The sequence below is a fragment of the Streptosporangium sandarakinum genome (assembly GCF_013409935.1).
Lineage (GTDB): Bacteria > Actinomycetota > Actinomycetes > Streptosporangiales > Streptosporangiaceae > Streptosporangium > Streptosporangium nondiastaticum.
The window spans coordinates 760,940-776,700 of the sequence record NZ_JACCCO010000003.1 but is presented as its reverse complement, the minus strand read 5'-3'; the positions used below and the strand labels follow the sequence as shown (position 1 = coordinate 776,700).

The window sequence follows — 15,761 nt, the reverse complement described above, 5'->3', positions numbered from 1 at the left end:
GCCCGCTCCGCCCGGTCACCGGACCACCGGCCGCATGTGCTCGGGCCAGTCCCGGCCGGGGTGCGTCGTCCCGCAGTGCGGGCAGGTGCGGTCGCCGTCGTAGAACGCCTGGAAGACGGGGGGCAGGTCCTCGACGATCGACTCCAGCTGCAGCTCGGCGCGGTGGACGCGCCGGTGGCAGTTCACGCAGTACCACTCGAAGGCGTCCAGCTCGCCGCTGGGCCGGGCGTACTCTACGACCAGGCCGATCGAGCCGGGCACCGGGCGCTGCGGGGAGTGCCGCACGTGCGGCGGCAGCAGGAAGACGTCGCCCTCGCGGATCTGCACGTCCACCGGGGGCCTGCCCTCCTCCTCCATCACGCGCAGCACCATGTCGCCCTTGAGCTGGTAGAAGAACTCCTCGATCGGGTCGTCGTGGAAGTCGGTGCGCTGGTTGGGCCCGCCCACGATGGTTACCATCAGGTCGGCGTCCTTCCAGATCTGCACGTTGCCGACGGGCGGCCGGAGCAGGTCCTGGTGCTCGTCGATCCACTTCTGGAGGTTGAAGGGCGGCATCATGCTGCGCTCCTTTGCGGGATGTGGGCGATGCAGGAGATCTCGATGAGCAGGTGCGGGTGCGGGAGCTGGTGGACCGCGACGGTGGTGCGGGCCGGGCCGTTCTCGTCGAAGTACTCCCCGTAGACCTCGTTGTAGCCGCCGAAGTCGTTCATGTTGACCAGGTAGGCCGTCACGCTGACCACGTCCCGCAGGTCCCCGCCCGCCGCGGCGAGCAGGTCGCGGATGTTGTCGATGACCGCCCTGGTCTGCAGGCGGATGTCCAGGTCGGTGGTGCCCATCGCGTCGGCCTTCGCCCCGGCGAAGGTGCCGTCGGGGCGGCGGGAGCTGGTGCCCGAGACGAACACGAGGTCACCGGCCCGCCTGACGTGCGGGAACCTGCCGCGCGGCGCGGCCTTGCCCGGGACCAGCAGCGCGTCGCCGACCGTACTCTCGTTCACCGTATCCTCGTCCTTCTCGTCCGTTCTGTCGGGGCTCACCGGGTGGTCACCTCCACGTGGCCGAGGCCGGCGCCGCTGACCCGGACGTGGGCGCCGGCCGGGAGCGGCACGGCCGCGGTGGCCGCGCCGGCGAGGACGACCCAGCCCGGCTGCAGCTCGATCCCGGCGGCGTGGGCCAGCCGCGCGGCGGCGGTCAGCGACCGCACCGGGTCGCCGAGGATCGCCGCCGACGACCCGCTCGCCACGGGGCGGCCGTCCACCTCCAGCAGCAGGCCGATGTTGCCGACGTCGCGCGGGGAGTGCCAGGGACCGAGGCCGAAGCCGCAGGCCGAGGCGTTGTCGGCGATGACGTCCTCCAGGGTGAAGCTGAAGTTCTCGTAGCGGGAGTCGAGCACCTCGTAGCCCACGGCGACGGCGCCGACGGCGGCGGCCGCGTCGGCGGGGTTGCGCACCGGCCGGTCGAGCAGGAACGCGATCTCCGGTTCGACGCGCGGGTGGATCAGGCCGGAGGTGTCGAGGTGCGACTCGACGAGCATGGCGTCGGTGAGCAGGCCCCAGATGACGTCGTCCACGCCCATCTGGACCATCTTGGCGCGGCTGGTGAAGCCCATCTTGACCCCGATGAGGGTCTCGCCGCGCTCGCGGCGCCGTTCGATCACCGCCCGCTGCACCTCGTAGGCGGCGGGCACGTCCAGCGCGGCCCGGTCGGTGAGCCGGGGCACCGCCCGGCCGGTCAGCGCGGCCTCGTCCAGGATCTCCGCGAGCCGGTTCATGCCCTCTCCTCCGTCTCCTCGGGGGCGAACGCGGCCCGCACGTCGCCGAGCCCGTCGATGCGGGCCTCCAGCACGTCGCCCGGCGCGACCGGGACGACGGGCCCGAGCGCCCCGGTCAGCACGGTGTCCCCGGCGCGGAGCGGGCTGCCGAGCCGGGCCAGCGTGTCGGCCAGCCACACCGCCGCGTGCAGCGGGTGGCCCAGGCAGGCCGCGCCGACGCCGGTCGAGACCTGCTCGCCCCGCCGTTCGACGACCATCCCCGCCAGCCGCAGGTCGACGTCGCCGAGCGCCACCGGGCGGGTGCCGAGGACGTACACGCCCGCGGAGGCGTTGTCGGCGACGGTGTCGGCCAGGGTGATGTCCCAGTCGCGGACGCGGCTGCCGACCACCTCGATCGCGGGCAGCGCGAAGGCCGTCGCGCGGATCACGTCGGCGACCGTGTGCCGCTCGTGCGTCAGGTCACGCTCCAGGACGAGCGCGACCTCCGCCTCGGCGCGGGGCTGCAGGACGGCCCCGGCCGGGATCTCCTCGCCGTCGGGCACGGCCATGTCGGCGAACAGCACCCCGAAGTCCGGGGAGTCCACGCCGAGCTGACGCTGCACCGCCCTGCTGGTCAGCCCGATCTTGCGGCCGACCGGGCGCCGGCCCTCGGCCAGCCACCGCTCGGTGAGCAGGCTCTGCACGGCGTAGGCGGACTCCACGTCGCCGACCAGGTCGCGCACCGGCTCGCACGGGCGGCCGGAGGCGTGGGCCTCCAGCAGCCGGGCCGCGGCGGCCCGCCGCGCCGTCTCCCGCTCCTCTGTCACGGACGAACTCACAGTCACGGACGACCTCATATCTTCACGCACACGTTGACGGGCTCGGAGAAGAAGTCGAGTGAGTACTCGCCTCCCTCGCGCCCGATGCCGGACGCCTTCACCCCGCCGAAGGGGGTGCGCAGGTCCCGCAGGTTCCAGCAGTTGACCCAGACGATGCCGGCCTCGACGCGCGGCGCCACCCGGTGGGCGCGCGACAGGTCGGTGGTCCACACCGTGGCGGCCAGGCCGTACGGGCTGTCGTTGGCCAGCCGGACCGCCTCGTCCTCGTCGTCAAACGGCGCGACGTGGCAGACGGGCCCGAAGATCTCCTCGCGGACCACGCGGGAGCTCTCCGGCAGGCCGGTCAGGACGGTCGGCTCGACGTGGAAGCCGCCGTCGCGCTCGTCGCCGAAGCGGGGCACGCCGCCGCCGGCGACGATCGTGGCGCCCTCCCCGGCGGCGAGGCGGTAGTAGGAGAGCACCTTGTCGCGGTGCTCCGCCGAGATCATGGGGCCGTAGCCGGTCAGCGCCCGCGTCCGCTCGCCCAGGGCGCGCACGAACTCCTCGAAGACGGGTCGCTGCACGTAGACGCGCTCGGTGCACAGGCAGATCTGGCCGGAGTGGGTGAAGGCGGAGCGTACGGTCCCCTCGACCGCCTCCGTCAGGTCGGCGTCGGCGAAGACCAGCGCCGGGTTCTTGCCGCCGAGTTCGAAGGAGACCGGCGTGACGTGGTCGGCGGCGGCGCGCATGATGGCGGCCCCGGTGGCCGACGCGCCGGTGAAGGCGATCGCGTCGATGCCGGCGTGCGAGGTGAGGTACTCCCCCGCCGCGCCCGCGCCGTGGCCGTGGACCAGGTTGAAGGCGCCGGGCGGGAGTCCCGCCGCGTCGATCACCTCGGCGAGCAGGGTGGCGGTGGACGGGGTCTCCTCCGACGGCTTGGCGACGACCGCGTTGCCGGCGGCGAGCGCGGGCGCGACCTTCCAGGTGAGCAGCAGCAGCGGCAGGTTCCACGGCGAGACGACGGCGACCACGCCGAGCGGGCGGCGGACCGTGTAGTTCAGCGCCTGGCCGCTGCCGCTCCACCCCGGGACGCGGGTCTGGTAGGCCCGTTCCGGGCGGCCGTAGGCCAGGTCGGCGTAGGCGCGGAAGTTGCCGACCGCGCGCGGGATGTCCACCGTCGCGGCGAGTTCGCGCGGCTTGCCGGTGTCCGCGGTCTCGGCGTCGACGAACTCGTCGAACCGGGCCTCGATGCCGTCGGCGATCCGGCGCAGGAACGCACACCGCTCCTCGACGCTCGTCCGCCCCCAGTCGCCGCCGAGGGCCGACCGGGCGGCGTTCACCGCCGCGTCGACGGTCTCACGCGACGCTTCGGGGACGGCTCCCACCTGGCGTCCGTCGACGGGTGAGACGAGCGGGAAGGCCGCCCCCTCCGTCGAGAAGGCGCCGTTGACGTAGTGCGCGGGCTTCATGGCGGCCATTGTGCTGCCGATCAGACATAACAGTCCAATACCGCTATCCGGCATTGATATACCATCTCGGTCATATGACGAGACGCATATACCTGGCGCGCATACCGGTATTCGCCCCGGCATAGCACCTGGATGCATCCTCATCGGTACTCCCCGACCGGAAGGCACAGGTGTGATGGACACAGACCGCCGCCAGGCCGCGCGCCGCGTCTCGTGGGCGGCCTTCATCGGCACGACCATCGAGTGGTACGACTTCTTCCTCTACGGCACGGCCGCCGCGCTCATCTTCAACAAACAGTTCTTCCCGGCGATGGACCCGGTCGCCGGGTCCATCGCGGCGTTCGGCACCATGACCGTCGGGTTCCTCGCCCGGCCGCTCGGCGGCGTCATCTTCGGCCACTTCGGCGACCGGATCGGGCGGCGCAACACCCTCGTCGTCTCGCTGATGATCATGGGTCTGGGGACCACGCTGATCGGCCTGCTGCCGACGTACTCCAGCATCGGCATCTGGGCCGCCGTCCTGCTGGTGGTGATGCGCATCGCCCAGGGCGTCGGGCTCGGCGGCGAGCTGGGCGGGGCCGTGGTGCTGACCATGGAGCACGCCCCGAAGGGCCGCCGCGGCCTCTTCGGCGCCTTCCCCATGATGGGCACGCCCGCGGGCATGCTCTGCGCCAACCTCGTCTTCCTCGGCACCTCCTCGCTCCTCGGCGAGGAGAGCTTCACCGCCTGGGGCTGGCGGGTGCCGTTCCTGCTCAGCGTCGTGCTGGTGGGGATCGGCCTCTACCTGCGGCTGCGCATCGAGGAGAGCCCCGACTACGCGAACCTCGTCGAGCGCCGCAAGCCGGTGCGCCTGCCGGTCGCGATCGTGCTGCGCGACCACTGGCGCCAGGTGCTCCACACGATCGGGGTGATCGTCGGCAACAGCTCGGTGGCCTACATCTTCATGGTCTACATCCTCAACTACGGCGAGGCCGAGGTCGGGCTGTCCCGCACCTTCCTGCTGACCTGCGTGATCGGCGGCGCCGCCGTGTGGCTGGCCACCGCGCCGCTGTGGGCGCACCTCGGCGACCGGCACGGCCTGCGGGCGCTCTTCAGCTGGGGCTCGGTGGTCCTGCTGGCCGGCACCGTGGCGTTCCTGCCGATCGTCAACACGGGGAACACCACCCTCATCGCGGTGTTCATGGTGGCGATGGGCGCCGTGCTGGCGGTGACCCACGCGCCCCAGGGCACGCTCACCGCCGGGTTCTTCCCGGTGTCCATCCGCTACTCCGGCACCTCCGTCGCCTACCAGCTCGCCTCGCTGCTGGGCGGCGGCATCACGCCGCTGATCGCCGCCTCGCTCTTCGCCGCCACGGGGACCTCGCTGTCCATCACCGGCTATCTGACCGCCGTGACCGTCATCAGCCTGGTCTCCGCCCTGGTGATCCCCCGCAACGACGCCGAGCGCCTGGACGGCCCCCTCCCGGCGGGCGACGGCCGCCCCGCCGCGGCCGGTATAACGAAATGAGCCGGTTCCGCGGAAGCATATGATGTGGCGGTGATATCGCGCCCGCTGGACCTGCTGAGCGGCCGGCTCAAGCTCAGGCACCTGGTGCTCGTGACGACCATCGCCGAGCAGGGCAGCGTCCTGCGCGCCGCCGAGCGCCTCCACCTGGCGCAGCCCGCCGTGACGCGCGGGCTGCGGGAGGTGGAGCACATCCTCGGGGTGGAGCTGTTCACCCGCGGGCCCCGCGGTGTCACCCCCACCCTCTTCGGCGAGGCGTTCATCGACCACGCGCGCGCCGTACAGGCCGAGCTGCGCCGGGCGGGGGACCGGATCGCCGGTCTCGCCGACGGCGAGACCGGTACCGTCACCGTCGGCACCCTGCTGGCCGCCACCAACGTGCTGCTGCCGCGCTCCATCGCCTCTCTCAAGGCCGAGCGGCCGGGTGTCACCGTGGTCATCCGGGAGGGCACCTTCGACTCGCTCGTCCCCCGCCTGATCGACGGGGAGACCGACCTCATCCTCGGCCGGCTCAACCCCATCGACGACCGGCCGAGCCTGCAGCAGATCCCCCTGTACAACGAGCCCACCCTGCTGGTCGCCCGCGCCGGGCACCCCGCCGAGAGGGCGACCACCCTGCCGGAGCTGCTCGACTACCCCTGGATCCTCCCGCTGGAGCAGACCGCGCTGAAACACGAGCTGGAGCAGGTGTTCCACCGTCAGGGGCTGCCGCTGCCGCGCAACCGGGTCGAGTGCACCTCCATGCCGACGATCCGCTCACTGCTCCTGCAGGCCGACATGATCGCCGCGCTTCCCGCGCTGGTCGTCAGGACCGACGACCGGCTCATGGAGCTGCCGGTGCCGCTGACGTCCGTACGGCGCTCGGTCGGCGTGACGCTCCCCGAGGCCCGCGCCCTCACCCCCGCGGCCAAGATCATGCTCGACCACCTGCGCCACCAGGCGGAGACCCTCCGCCGTGAACTGCCCGCCGACCCCCCGGAGCTCCCGGCGGGGGCGTGAGAGTCCCGGCCTCCCCAGCCCCGAAGACCTCCCCGGTCACGGCCGCGAACAGGCCGGCGACGTCGGCGGCGAAGACCGCCCTCGGCACCCCGAAGCGGCGCAGGGCCGAGCCGTGGTCCCAGACGACGACGGCGCACGCGCCGAGCATCAGCGTCCACCAGGCCGGGCGCACGCCCGCCCGGACCACCGCGGGCAGCGGCCGGAACGACTCCCGCAGCCGGTCGCGGTGGAACGGCACGTGGCGGCGCTCGTCGGCCAGGATCCGTCCGGCCACCTCCGAGGCCAGCCGGTCCCCGCTCCCGTCCCGCACCGCCCGGTAGTAACGGAGGGCGATCACCTCCGCGACCATCAGCACCATCAGCTCCAGCCGGAGCCCCAGCACACGGCGCAGTCGTACGAAGACGGCGTCGCTCCAGTGGCCCGCGATGGTCGGGGCGCCTCGACCCCGCAGGGGAGGTGTGAAGCGATCATTCCGCTTCTGACCTCCCTTCATGATCACATCGCTTCGCCGCAGGCGACCCCCCACCGTCGGCGGACGGACCTCACTCGGCCGGTACGGCCGCGCCCTCTCCCCGGGCGGGGTTCCCGGGCCGGCGGCGTCCACGGCCTCCACGGCCTCCACGACGTCCACGGCCCCTGCCGGAAAGTGGCGACGACCTGACATGTCAGCTGTCCGCCAGGCGCGCTCGTAGCGCCGCCGCCTCCCCCTTGTGAAGCTTTGTTCTGCCGGCGCCGACCCACCTGCCGGCAGAAGGAGAACCCCCCGATGCAAGTCAGACGTAGAACGGCACTACTCAGCGTCCTCGTCGCGACCACGCTCGCCGCCGGCACCGGCAGCGCGTACGGCGACTCACCGGCCCCCGTCCCGGGGGTCACCGGCATACCGGCGTCGTCGACCACCACCGCGCGGGTCACCCTCATCACCGGTGACCAGGTCACCGTGACCGGCCAGACGGGCAAGCCCGTCTCGGTCAACGTGACCCCGTACAACCGCTCTGCCGCCGACATCCTCACCTTCACGGTCGGCACCGACGTGTACGTGATGCCGAGGGAGGCCGAGGCGCTCATCGGCTCCGGCCAGGTCGACAAGCGGCTGTTCAACGTCACCCAGCTGATCGCCCAGGGCTACGACGACGCGCGCAGCGAGTCGATCCCGCTGATCGTGCGGTACTCGGAGCAGGCCGCCAAGAGGTCCGCCGCGCCGAGCGCACCCGACGGCGGCCGGATCACGCGGAACCTGCCCGGCGTCCGCGGAGCGGCCATCACCGCGGACAAGAAGCAGGGCGGCAGGTTCTGGGAGGCCGTCGACGACGACACCGCCGAGGCGGGCACCCCCAAGGCCCGGCTCACCGGCGGCATCCAGCACCTCTGGCTGGACGGCAAGGCGAAGTTGCTGCTCGACAAGAGCGTGCCGCAGATCGGCGCGCCCGGCGCCTGGGCCGCCGGGTACGACGGCACCGGGGTCAAGGTCGCGGTACTGGACACCGGTGTGGACCCCGGCCACCCCGACCTCGCCGGCAAGATCGCCGAAAGCCGCAGCTTCGTCCCCGGTGAGGAGGTGAAGGACGACCACGGCCACGGCACCCACGTCGCCTCCACGATCGCCGGTTCCGGCGCGGCGTCCGGCGGCAAGTACAAGGGCGTGGCGCCCGGCGCCACGCTTCTCGTGGGCAAGGTGCTCACCGGCGACGGCGGCATGGAGTCGTGGATCCTGGAGGGGATGACCTGGGCCGCCCACTCGGGCGCGAAGGTCGTCTCGATGAGCCTCGGCGGCCAGGAAGGCGCCGACGGCACCGACCCGCTGGCGATGGCGGTCAACGAGCTGACCGCCGAGACCGGCGCGCTGTTCACCATCGCCGCGGGGAACAGCGGACCGAGGGCGACCACGGTGGGCTCGCCCGGCGTCGCCGACGCGGCCCTGACCGTCGGCGCGGTCGACTCCGCCGACGAGGTCACCTCCTTCTCCAGCCGCGGCCCCCGCGGGGGCGACGGCGCCCTCAAGCCGGAGATCACCGCCCCCGGCTTCCAGATCGTCGCGGCTCGCGCGACCGGAACCTCCATGGGCACGCCGGTGGGCGAGAGCTACACCGCCGCGAGCGGCACCTCCATGGCCACGCCGCACGTGGCCGGAGCCGCCGCGCTCCTCGCCCAGGCGCACCCGGACTGGACCGCCCCGCGGCTGAAGAGCCAGCTCGTCAGCACGGCGAAGACCACGGCCGGCACGCCGGTGCACTCCCAGGGCGCCGGTCGCGTCGACGTGGGCCGCGCCGTCCGGCAGTCGGTCTCCGGACCGGGCACGGTCGACTTCCGCCTCGCGGACTGGGACTCCGACCGTCCGGTCACCAAGCAGATCGGCTACGTCAACGACGGCGACCAGCCGGTCACCCTCACGCTGTCGGCCAAGGGCGCGGGCGAGGACCTGCCGGCCAAGGCGCTGAGCCTCGGCGCCGAAACGGTGACCGTGCCGGCTCACGGCACCGCCTCGGTGGACGTCACCGTCAACACCGCCGCCGCGGCCGAGGGGGCGCACGGCGCGCACGTCACCGCCGCCTCAGCCGACGGCCAGACGGTCGTGACGACGGCGGTCGGCTTCGTCAGGGACGTGGAGCGCTTCAACGTCACCCTCAAGGTGCTCGACCGGGACGGCAAGCCGTCGACCGGCGTCGCGGCCGTACGTGACTTCAACCTCGGAACGCTGCAGCTGCCGGACGAGTACGCCGTCGGGGAGGACGGCACCCTCGCGTTGCGGCTGCCCCGCGGCGAGCACGCCTTCCAGGCGGAGATCCTCCACTACAGCGCCGAGTGGAACCGCATCTGGGAGTACACCTACGCCGTGGAGCCGGGCACCCTCATCGACTCCGACCGGACCATCGTCTTCGACGGCGGCAAGGCCGGCCCGGTCACCATCGACACCCCGAAGCCGAACCAGACGGACCGGATCCGGCTGGGCCTGACGGTCCGGAACTCGGCCGACACGAACTCGTACGGCCTCGAGCAGTGGCTGAACGGCGAGACGAAGGTGTACTCCGTCCCGTCGCGGAACAACGACCACTTCGAGTCGCGCGTCGCCTGGTCCCTCAGCGCGCCGGAGCTCCAGGCGCGGGTCATCGGCTCCGGTGGAGGGCAGATCGATGCGGCGTACGTCCGGGGCTGGGTCGGCTCGGCCCGCATCGACGGCACGCGGGTACTGCCGGTGGTGAACGCCGGCACCGGCCTGCCGCAGGACTACGCCGGGCGGACCGCGCGGGGTGGCCTGGCACTGGTGAAGCGCAGCGCCGCCCTCACTCCGCAGCAGCAGATCGGCAATGCCGCGGCGGCCGGCGCCGGCGCGATCATCATCTACAACGACAAGCCCGACGACTGGGGTCTCGACTTCTGGACCGCGCAGTCGGCGACCGCGATCCCGGCGATGACCCTCTCGGGCGCGCAGGGCGCCCGGCTGGCGGAGTCGGCGGCCCGTGGCGGGGCCAAGGTCCAGCTCAAGGGGACGGCGACGAGCCCGTACTCCTACGAGCTGCTCAAGTACCGGCGAGGCGGCCTCCCCGCGGACCAGCGGTACCGGGTGCGCGCCGACGAGCTCGCCACGGTCGAGTCGTCCTTCCACGCCTCGGCGCCCGGCACCGAGGGCGGGTACTTCCGGTTGCTGGCCTCGCCGATGCAGATCTCGGCGCCCAGCGTCTTCAACCGGGTCGTCATGCCGCGGTCCGTCACCGAGTTCGTCACGGCCGACGTGAGGACATGGGAGTCGATGCAGGTCGGCCCGGTCTGGCGGGCCGGTGAGGCCGCGCAGCTCACCACTCCGGCGGTGCTCAGGGCCGGCCAGCGGGTCTCCCGCGACTGGAACGGGGCGGTGGTCCGTACGGCGCTGCCGAGTGAGCTGGACCAGGCGGCCGTCCGGGTCGGTGACACCGGCGTGATCTTCGCGAGCGGGTTGCTCGACACGGCGCCCGGCCAGGTGATCACCCGTCGCGCCTTCTCCGACAAGGAGCTGGCCACGGTGTACCGGAACGGCGAGCTGCTCGGGTCCGCGCCTTCGGCGGCCGTCGCCTTCCCGATGACGCCGGAGCGCGCCGAGTACCGGGTGGTGACCGACGCGCAGCGGGACCAGCCGTGGTGGACCACCTCCACCAAGGTGAACACCGACTGGAGGTTCCGCTCCGGGAAGACCGGCGACTCGGCACTGCTGCCGGTCCTGTCGATCGACTACGACCTCGACGTCGACCTGGCCAACAGCGTCCCGGCGAACTCCGCGACCCGGGTGGGGCTCGGCCTGCGGTACCCGAAGGGCATGGACGGCCTGCGGATCACCGAGGCGAAGCTGTGGGCCTCCTACGACGACGGCGCCACCTGGCAGGAGATGAGGCTCGCCGCCAAGGGTGACGCCGCCTTCACCGGCACGATCATGAAGCCCGCGTCCGTGAAGGCGGGCGAGTTCGTCTCGCTGCGGGCGCAGGCCACCGACGCCGACGGCAACACCGTCCTGCAGACCGTGACCCGCGCGTACCGGCTGCGGCACTGACCTGACGGGCCGGGGCGTCTCCGTCCGCACGGCGGACGGGGCGCCCCGGCACCGTCCGGCTCACCTCACGAGGGGATCACGCCGGACCGGGCGGCGTACCAGGCGAGCTGCATGCGGCTGTCGGCTCCGGCCAGCTCCATCAGCCGGCGGATCCTGCGTTGCACGGTGCGTTCGCTGGTGCCGAGCCGGCTGGCCACCGTCTTGTCCGGCATGCCGGACAGCAGATACGTCAGCAGCGTCACATCGACGTCGTCCCAGGCGGAAACCCCCTCGGTCACACTCGTCGCGGTGAGCCGCAACGGCGTCGCGACCTGCCAGACCCGCTCGAAGAGCGCCACCAGCAGGTGGACCAGGGCCTGACCCCGCACCAGGAGGAAGCCCGGCCGGACGCTCGTCTGGTCGGGCAGCATCGGCAGCAGCACCGACTCCCGGTCCACGATGATCATCTTGCTGGGCAGCTCGGTGGCGACCCTGATCTCGTACCCGCCCTTGAGGAACCTGGCGATCTCGGCGGGCGCCCGCGGATCGTCGAGGGCGGCGCGCTCGTACACGTACCGGTAGGTGGCCAGCGCGTTGGTGGAGTCGTCGAGGTTGACGCCGAGCACGTACGGGGGCCGGAAGAAGGCCAGCACCTCCTGCCTGGCGCCGCGCTCCATGTTGTGCAGCCAGGTGGAGAGCTGTTCCGGCGTGGTGAGCGCCTCTATCTCACCCGCGGACGAGACGGCCCCTTTCCGGTAGACCTCCACCAGCTCCGTCAGCCTGCCCTGGACCTGTTGCAGCGCGGCCTGCCGCTGCGCGATCAGCGTGCCGAGCCCGACGTCGGGCGGCACGACCACGTGCGACTCGCCGTCGTCGCGGGTGGCCAGACCGAGCTCGACGAGCCGGGCCACGGCGGCCGTCATGGCCGCCACCGGCACCTCCAGCGCCTCGGCCAGGTCGGAGACGGTCATCCGGCGGCGGCGCAGGAGCTCGACGTAGACGGCCTCCTCCTGGTCGCTGATCCCCAGCCCGTTCAGCATCATTAATCACTTTCTGGCCCAACTGCAACATATGTCCCGGAGTTACTATGCCTCGCGACCGGCCTCGGGAACCATCCAAACGATCAAGCAGCCGACGGGAATGCGGCCGGAGCCCGGCGCCCCGGCCCCGACGGCCCGTTCCATCACTCGCGTACGGATACGCGGTGACGACGAGCACCGCCACCGGCCGGCCGTGCGGCTTCCGACCGGGAAGGGCCCCAGGTTCCTCCCGACCGGCGGCAACGGTTCCGGCACCGCCCGCTGAGCGGCGGCCGGACCACCACGACCCACCCGGAGGTCATCCCAGCGGTGGATCACTCGTGTGGTCCACCACTGCCGACCGGTCCTAGCCTTGGCCCATGCCTGAGATGCCGTCACGGGTTGAGCTGCACCCGCTCACCCTCTCCGACCAGGACGAATTCTGCTCCCTCGTGCGGGCCAGCGCCGAGCTGCACCTGCCGTGGATGCAGCTGCCCGCGACCGCGGATGACTTCCAGGCCTGGATGCGCCGCTTCGACGACGGCACCGACCTCGGTTTTCTGATCCGCGTCCGGGAGACCGGCGCCGCCGCCGGCATGGTGAACATCAACTCGATCATCCGGGGCCGCTACCAGGGCGCCTCACTCGGCTATGCGGCCTTCGCCCCGTCAGCGGGGCGGGGATACATGACCGAAGGACTCACCGCCGTCCTGCGGCACGCGTTCGACGACCTACGGCTCCACCGGCTGGAAGCCAACATTCAGCCGGCCAACGAAGCCTCCCTCGCCCTGGCCCGGCGACTGGGCTTCCGTTACGAGGGGCTGTCGCCCGCCTACCTCTACATCGACGGGGCCTGGCGCGACCATGAGCGCTGGGCGATCACCGCACCGGCTCCCTGGACACCCGATCCGTCCCTTCCCAAGAGGTGAGAGCGCCCAACGCCTCTTGCGGAACACGCCCCGGTGGTCATTCCTCTGGGTCCGGGTACTCAGGCGGGATGGGTAGCCGTACTCAGGCGCGCGACCGGCCGGTGCCCGACCCTGGTGGCATGACCAAGCCAATCCAGCCCGCCATGACCGCCGCCTACTTCGCGCAGTGCGTCATCTCCTTCGGTGTGGCGCTCGGCAGCACGACGCTCGGCATCTTCTACCTGCCGGTCGGCGCCTGGGTCCGCGCCTTCCTCGCGGTCTCCGTGCTCTACACGGTGACGTCGGCCTTCGTCCTGGCCAAGTGCGTGCGCGACCGGCAGGAATTCGACAGCATGTCGAGCCGCGTCGACCAGGCCCGCCTGGACAAGCTGCTCTCCGAGCACGACCCCTACAAGGTCGACGCCATCTGAACCGTCCCGCCGGCTCCGGGCCATCCGCCGACTCAGAGCAGCCCCGCCGGCTCTGAGCCGTCCCGCCCTGAGCAGCCCCGCCGGACGCCCCCACGTCTCGCCGGGCCCCTGCGCTTCGACGCCCCACGTCTCGCCGAGCCCGTCCTACGCCTCGTCGAGTCCCCGCTCGATCGCGTAACGGACGAGATCGACCCGGTTGTGGAGCTGGAGCTTGTTGAGGGTGTTCTGCACGTGGTTCTGCACGGTGCGGTGGCTGATCACCAGCCGTTCGGCGATCTGCCGGTAGGACAGGCCCTTGGCGACGAGGCGCAGCACCTCGGTCTCCCGGTCGGTGAGGCGAGGCTCGTCGCCCGCGGACCTGCGCGTCGCCAGGCGGCGGTACTCGCCGAGCACCAGCCCGGCCAGGCCGGGGGTGAAGACCGGCTCGCCCTCGGCCGTGCGCCGGACGGCGTCGAGGAACTCCTCGCGGCTCGCCGACTTGACCAGGTAGCCGGAGGCACCGGCCTTGACCGCCTCCAGCACGTCCTCGTGCTCACCGCTCGCCGACAGCACCAGCACTCGGGGCGGGTGATCGGACGCGGCCAGCCCCCTGGCCACCTCCACCCCGGGCAGGTCGGGTAGGCGCAGGTCGAGGACGACCACGTCGGGGCGTACGGCGGCGGCGACGCGGAGCGCCTGGCGGCCCTCGCCCGTGGTCGCCACCACCTCGTACCGGGCGTCCTCCAGATCACGGGCGACCGCGTCCCGCCACATCGGATGATCGTCCACCACCATTACCCGCGGAACGCCGGCCATGCCGTAACTGTAAACCGGTCCGCGCCCGTCCGGGCGCCGGGCGGCATGGCAGGCCCGGCCGTCCCGCCCGGCGCGGGCGCATACCCGGAGCATGCGCGCCTGTCAGGGCGCGCGCCTACCCGGAGGCGGGAACGGGGGCGGGGACGACCATCTCGACCTCGGTTCCCTGGCCGGGCACGGACGTGATGCCGACGGTGCCGCCGATGCCGGTGATCCGGCCCCGGATGGACTGCGCGACGCCGAGCCGGCCCTCCGCCTCGGCCTCGGAGAGGCGGCCCGGAAGGATGCCGGGGCCCTCGTCGCGCACCGTGACGGTCACCGAGACGCCGTCGTCCTCGGCGAGGACCCAGGCCCGCGCGTCGTCGCCGCAGTGCCTCCGGACGTTGTCGAGCGCCGCGCCCACGGCCGCGACGACCTCGCGGGCCTGGCCGGCGGGAAGGAGCAGCGGGGTCGCGGGCGCCGACACGGTGACCGTCCTCGTGGTGTACCGGCGCAGACCCGCCCCCACGTCCACTAGGCCCGAACCGCTCCGCCCGGTCGTGTCCGGGCCGCCGCGGACCATCTCGCGCAGTGCCGCCTCCTGCTCCCCGGCCAGCCGTCCCAGCTCGGCCGCCTCCCCGCCGATCTCCAGCCCGCGGCGTTGCACCAGCGCCAGGACCTGGAGGACGGAGTCGTGGATGCCGCGGGCGAGCCGCTCGCGCTCCCGGCCCGCGGCCTCCATCTCGACGGCCCGTTGCAGCCGCTCCTCCGCCTGCCGGGTGAGCCGGGTCACGTGACCGAGGACGGTCCCGGCGAGTACCAGCAGCACGGCTCCGTTGACGGGGACGGAGACGTCGGCCGCGCCCAGGCCGCGCAGCCACAGGTCGCCCAGCGCCAGCACGACCGCCGCGAGCGCGCCGGCCCGCCGCCCGCCGTACACGGCCCAGGCGAGTACGGGCCCGGCGACCCAGGTCGCCGTGATCGGCAGCACACCCGCCGGTCCGGCGCCGGTCTCCTGCACGTACGGCGAGGCCAGCATGCAGCCGAGGGTGACGACGACGTCCGCCACCAGCAGGGGACGGCTCCTCGCGGTCGAGTACGCGACGGTGGTGACGGCGGTCCAGACGGCCATCAGGCCGATGACCGACCAGCCCGCGACGGGATGCCGGTAGCCTCCGGCGCTCGCCAGCAGAAGCGCGGCGTAGCCCAGGGACGCGACGCGGTAGACCGCGATGGCGCGCCAGAACGATCCCTCGATCCCCATACGGCCCCATGAGAGGTGATAGGCGCTGTTCCCGATGATCTGCTCATGATGCCCCACCGCCGCGGACAAGGGGCCGTCCACCGGAATCGCCGGTCCGGGCCGGGGCGTCGCCGTACGCGGCCGGTTCACGAGTCAGGGGGAGGTCGTCCGTCCAGCGCGGAGGACGAGGGGACGACGAGGGCAAAGGGGAGAACCCGCTCCCCGCCACTCCTAACGTATAGCGCACCTGGGGGCTTGCCACAAGACCCGGGTCATGGCGCAGAATCGTCCGCCGAGGCCGGGGACTGGCCGCCGGCCAAGGCCGGGAACTGCGAAAACGGGGGGCACGGA

General features: G+C 72.5%; 14 protein-coding genes. 5 read left to right on the top strand and 9 right to left on the bottom strand.

Translation table 11 applies throughout. The annotated features are described in order from the left end of the window. Positions 1 to 15: 15 nt before the first annotated feature. From HDA43_RS29835 to HDA43_RS29815, 5 genes are read right to left on the bottom strand one after another with little or no spacing between them, the layout of a single operon-like run. Positions 16 to 558: a 3-hydroxyanthranilate 3,4-dioxygenase gene (locus tag HDA43_RS29835; protein WP_179827578.1), complete on the bottom strand. Its 543-nt coding sequence runs from the start codon at positions 556 to 558 to the stop codon at positions 16 to 18. After that, positions 555 to 995, bottom strand: a complete 441-nt coding sequence (locus HDA43_RS29830) for a RidA family protein (protein WP_312873609.1) — start codon at positions 993 to 995, stop codon at positions 555 to 557. Before HDA43_RS29830 ends, HDA43_RS29835 begins: the two co-directional genes overlap by 4 nt. Positions 996 to 1,030: 35 nt before the next feature. Then, on the bottom strand, positions 1,031 to 1,768 hold the full coding sequence (locus HDA43_RS29825; protein WP_179827577.1) for a 2-keto-4-pentenoate hydratase: 738 nt from the start codon (positions 1,766 to 1,768) through the stop codon (positions 1,031 to 1,033). Then, positions 1,765 to 2,574, bottom strand: coding sequence for a 2-keto-4-pentenoate hydratase (locus HDA43_RS29820; protein ID WP_312873608.1), 810 nt, complete (start codon positions 2,572 to 2,574; stop codon positions 1,765 to 1,767). The genes HDA43_RS29825 and HDA43_RS29820 overlap by 4 nt, the downstream gene beginning before the upstream one ends. 26 nt (positions 2,575 to 2,600) lie before the next feature. Next, the gene (locus HDA43_RS29815; protein WP_179827564.1) at positions 2,601 to 4,034 is read right to left on the bottom strand and encodes a 2-hydroxymuconic semialdehyde dehydrogenase; all 1,434 of its coding nucleotides are present in this window, start codon (positions 4,032 to 4,034) and stop codon (positions 2,601 to 2,603) included. Between the two features lie 175 nt (positions 4,035 to 4,209). Between HDA43_RS29815 and HDA43_RS29810 the strand changes: the two genes are divergently transcribed. Continuing rightward, entirely contained in the window at positions 4,210 to 5,541 is a 1,332-nt protein-coding gene (locus tag HDA43_RS29810) for an MFS transporter (protein WP_179827562.1), read from the top strand. 30 nt (positions 5,542 to 5,571) lie between these two features. Further along, complete coding sequence (locus HDA43_RS29805) at positions 5,572 to 6,537, top strand: LysR substrate-binding domain-containing protein (protein WP_312873607.1); 966 nt, start codon at positions 5,572 to 5,574, stop codon at positions 6,535 to 6,537. On the opposite strand, the gene HDA43_RS29800 is transcribed toward HDA43_RS29805, so the two are convergent. Next, the gene (locus HDA43_RS29800; RefSeq protein WP_179827560.1) at positions 6,452 to 6,919 is read right to left on the bottom strand and encodes a hypothetical protein; all 468 of its coding nucleotides are present in this window, start codon (positions 6,917 to 6,919) and stop codon (positions 6,452 to 6,454) included. The genes HDA43_RS29805 and HDA43_RS29800 overlap by 86 nt on opposite strands. 384 nt (positions 6,920 to 7,303) lie before the next feature. On the opposite strand from HDA43_RS29800, the gene HDA43_RS29795 reads away from it, so the two are divergent. After that, a complete protein-coding gene (locus HDA43_RS29795; protein ID WP_179827558.1) occupies positions 7,304 to 11,056 on the top strand; it encodes a S8 family serine peptidase in 3,753 nt (1,250 codons plus the stop codon). 65 nt (positions 11,057 to 11,121) lie between these two features. On the opposite strand, the gene HDA43_RS29790 is transcribed toward HDA43_RS29795, so the two are convergent. Continuing rightward, positions 11,122 to 12,078, bottom strand: coding sequence for a helix-turn-helix domain-containing protein (locus tag HDA43_RS29790; RefSeq protein WP_246424755.1), 957 nt, complete (start codon positions 12,076 to 12,078; stop codon positions 11,122 to 11,124). A 356-nt stretch (positions 12,079 to 12,434) separates the two neighbouring features. Here HDA43_RS29790 and HDA43_RS29785 point away from each other — a divergent pair, with 356 nt between their 5' ends. Both HDA43_RS29785 and HDA43_RS29780 read left to right on the top strand, forming a co-directional pair. Continuing rightward, positions 12,435 to 12,983: a GNAT family N-acetyltransferase gene (locus HDA43_RS29785; RefSeq protein WP_179827556.1), complete on the top strand. Its 549-nt coding sequence runs from the start codon at positions 12,435 to 12,437 to the stop codon at positions 12,981 to 12,983. Between the two features lie 119 nt (positions 12,984 to 13,102). After that, entirely contained in the window at positions 13,103 to 13,393 is a 291-nt protein-coding gene (locus HDA43_RS29780; protein ID WP_179827554.1) for a YiaA/YiaB family inner membrane protein, read from the top strand. Between the two features lie 144 nt (positions 13,394 to 13,537). Here HDA43_RS29780 and HDA43_RS29775 read toward each other — a convergent pair whose 3' ends face one another. Continuing rightward, positions 13,538 to 14,188, bottom strand: coding sequence for a response regulator (locus tag HDA43_RS29775; protein ID WP_179827552.1), 651 nt, complete (start codon positions 14,186 to 14,188; stop codon positions 13,538 to 13,540). 115 nt (positions 14,189 to 14,303) lie between these two features. Beyond that, positions 14,304 to 15,431 carry a MacS family sensor histidine kinase gene (gene macS, locus HDA43_RS29770; RefSeq protein ID WP_179827549.1) on the bottom strand — a complete coding sequence of 376 codons (1,128 nt, stop codon included), beginning with the start codon at positions 15,429 to 15,431 and terminating at the stop codon, positions 14,304 to 14,306. Between the last annotated feature and the right edge of the window lie 330 nt (positions 15,432 to 15,761).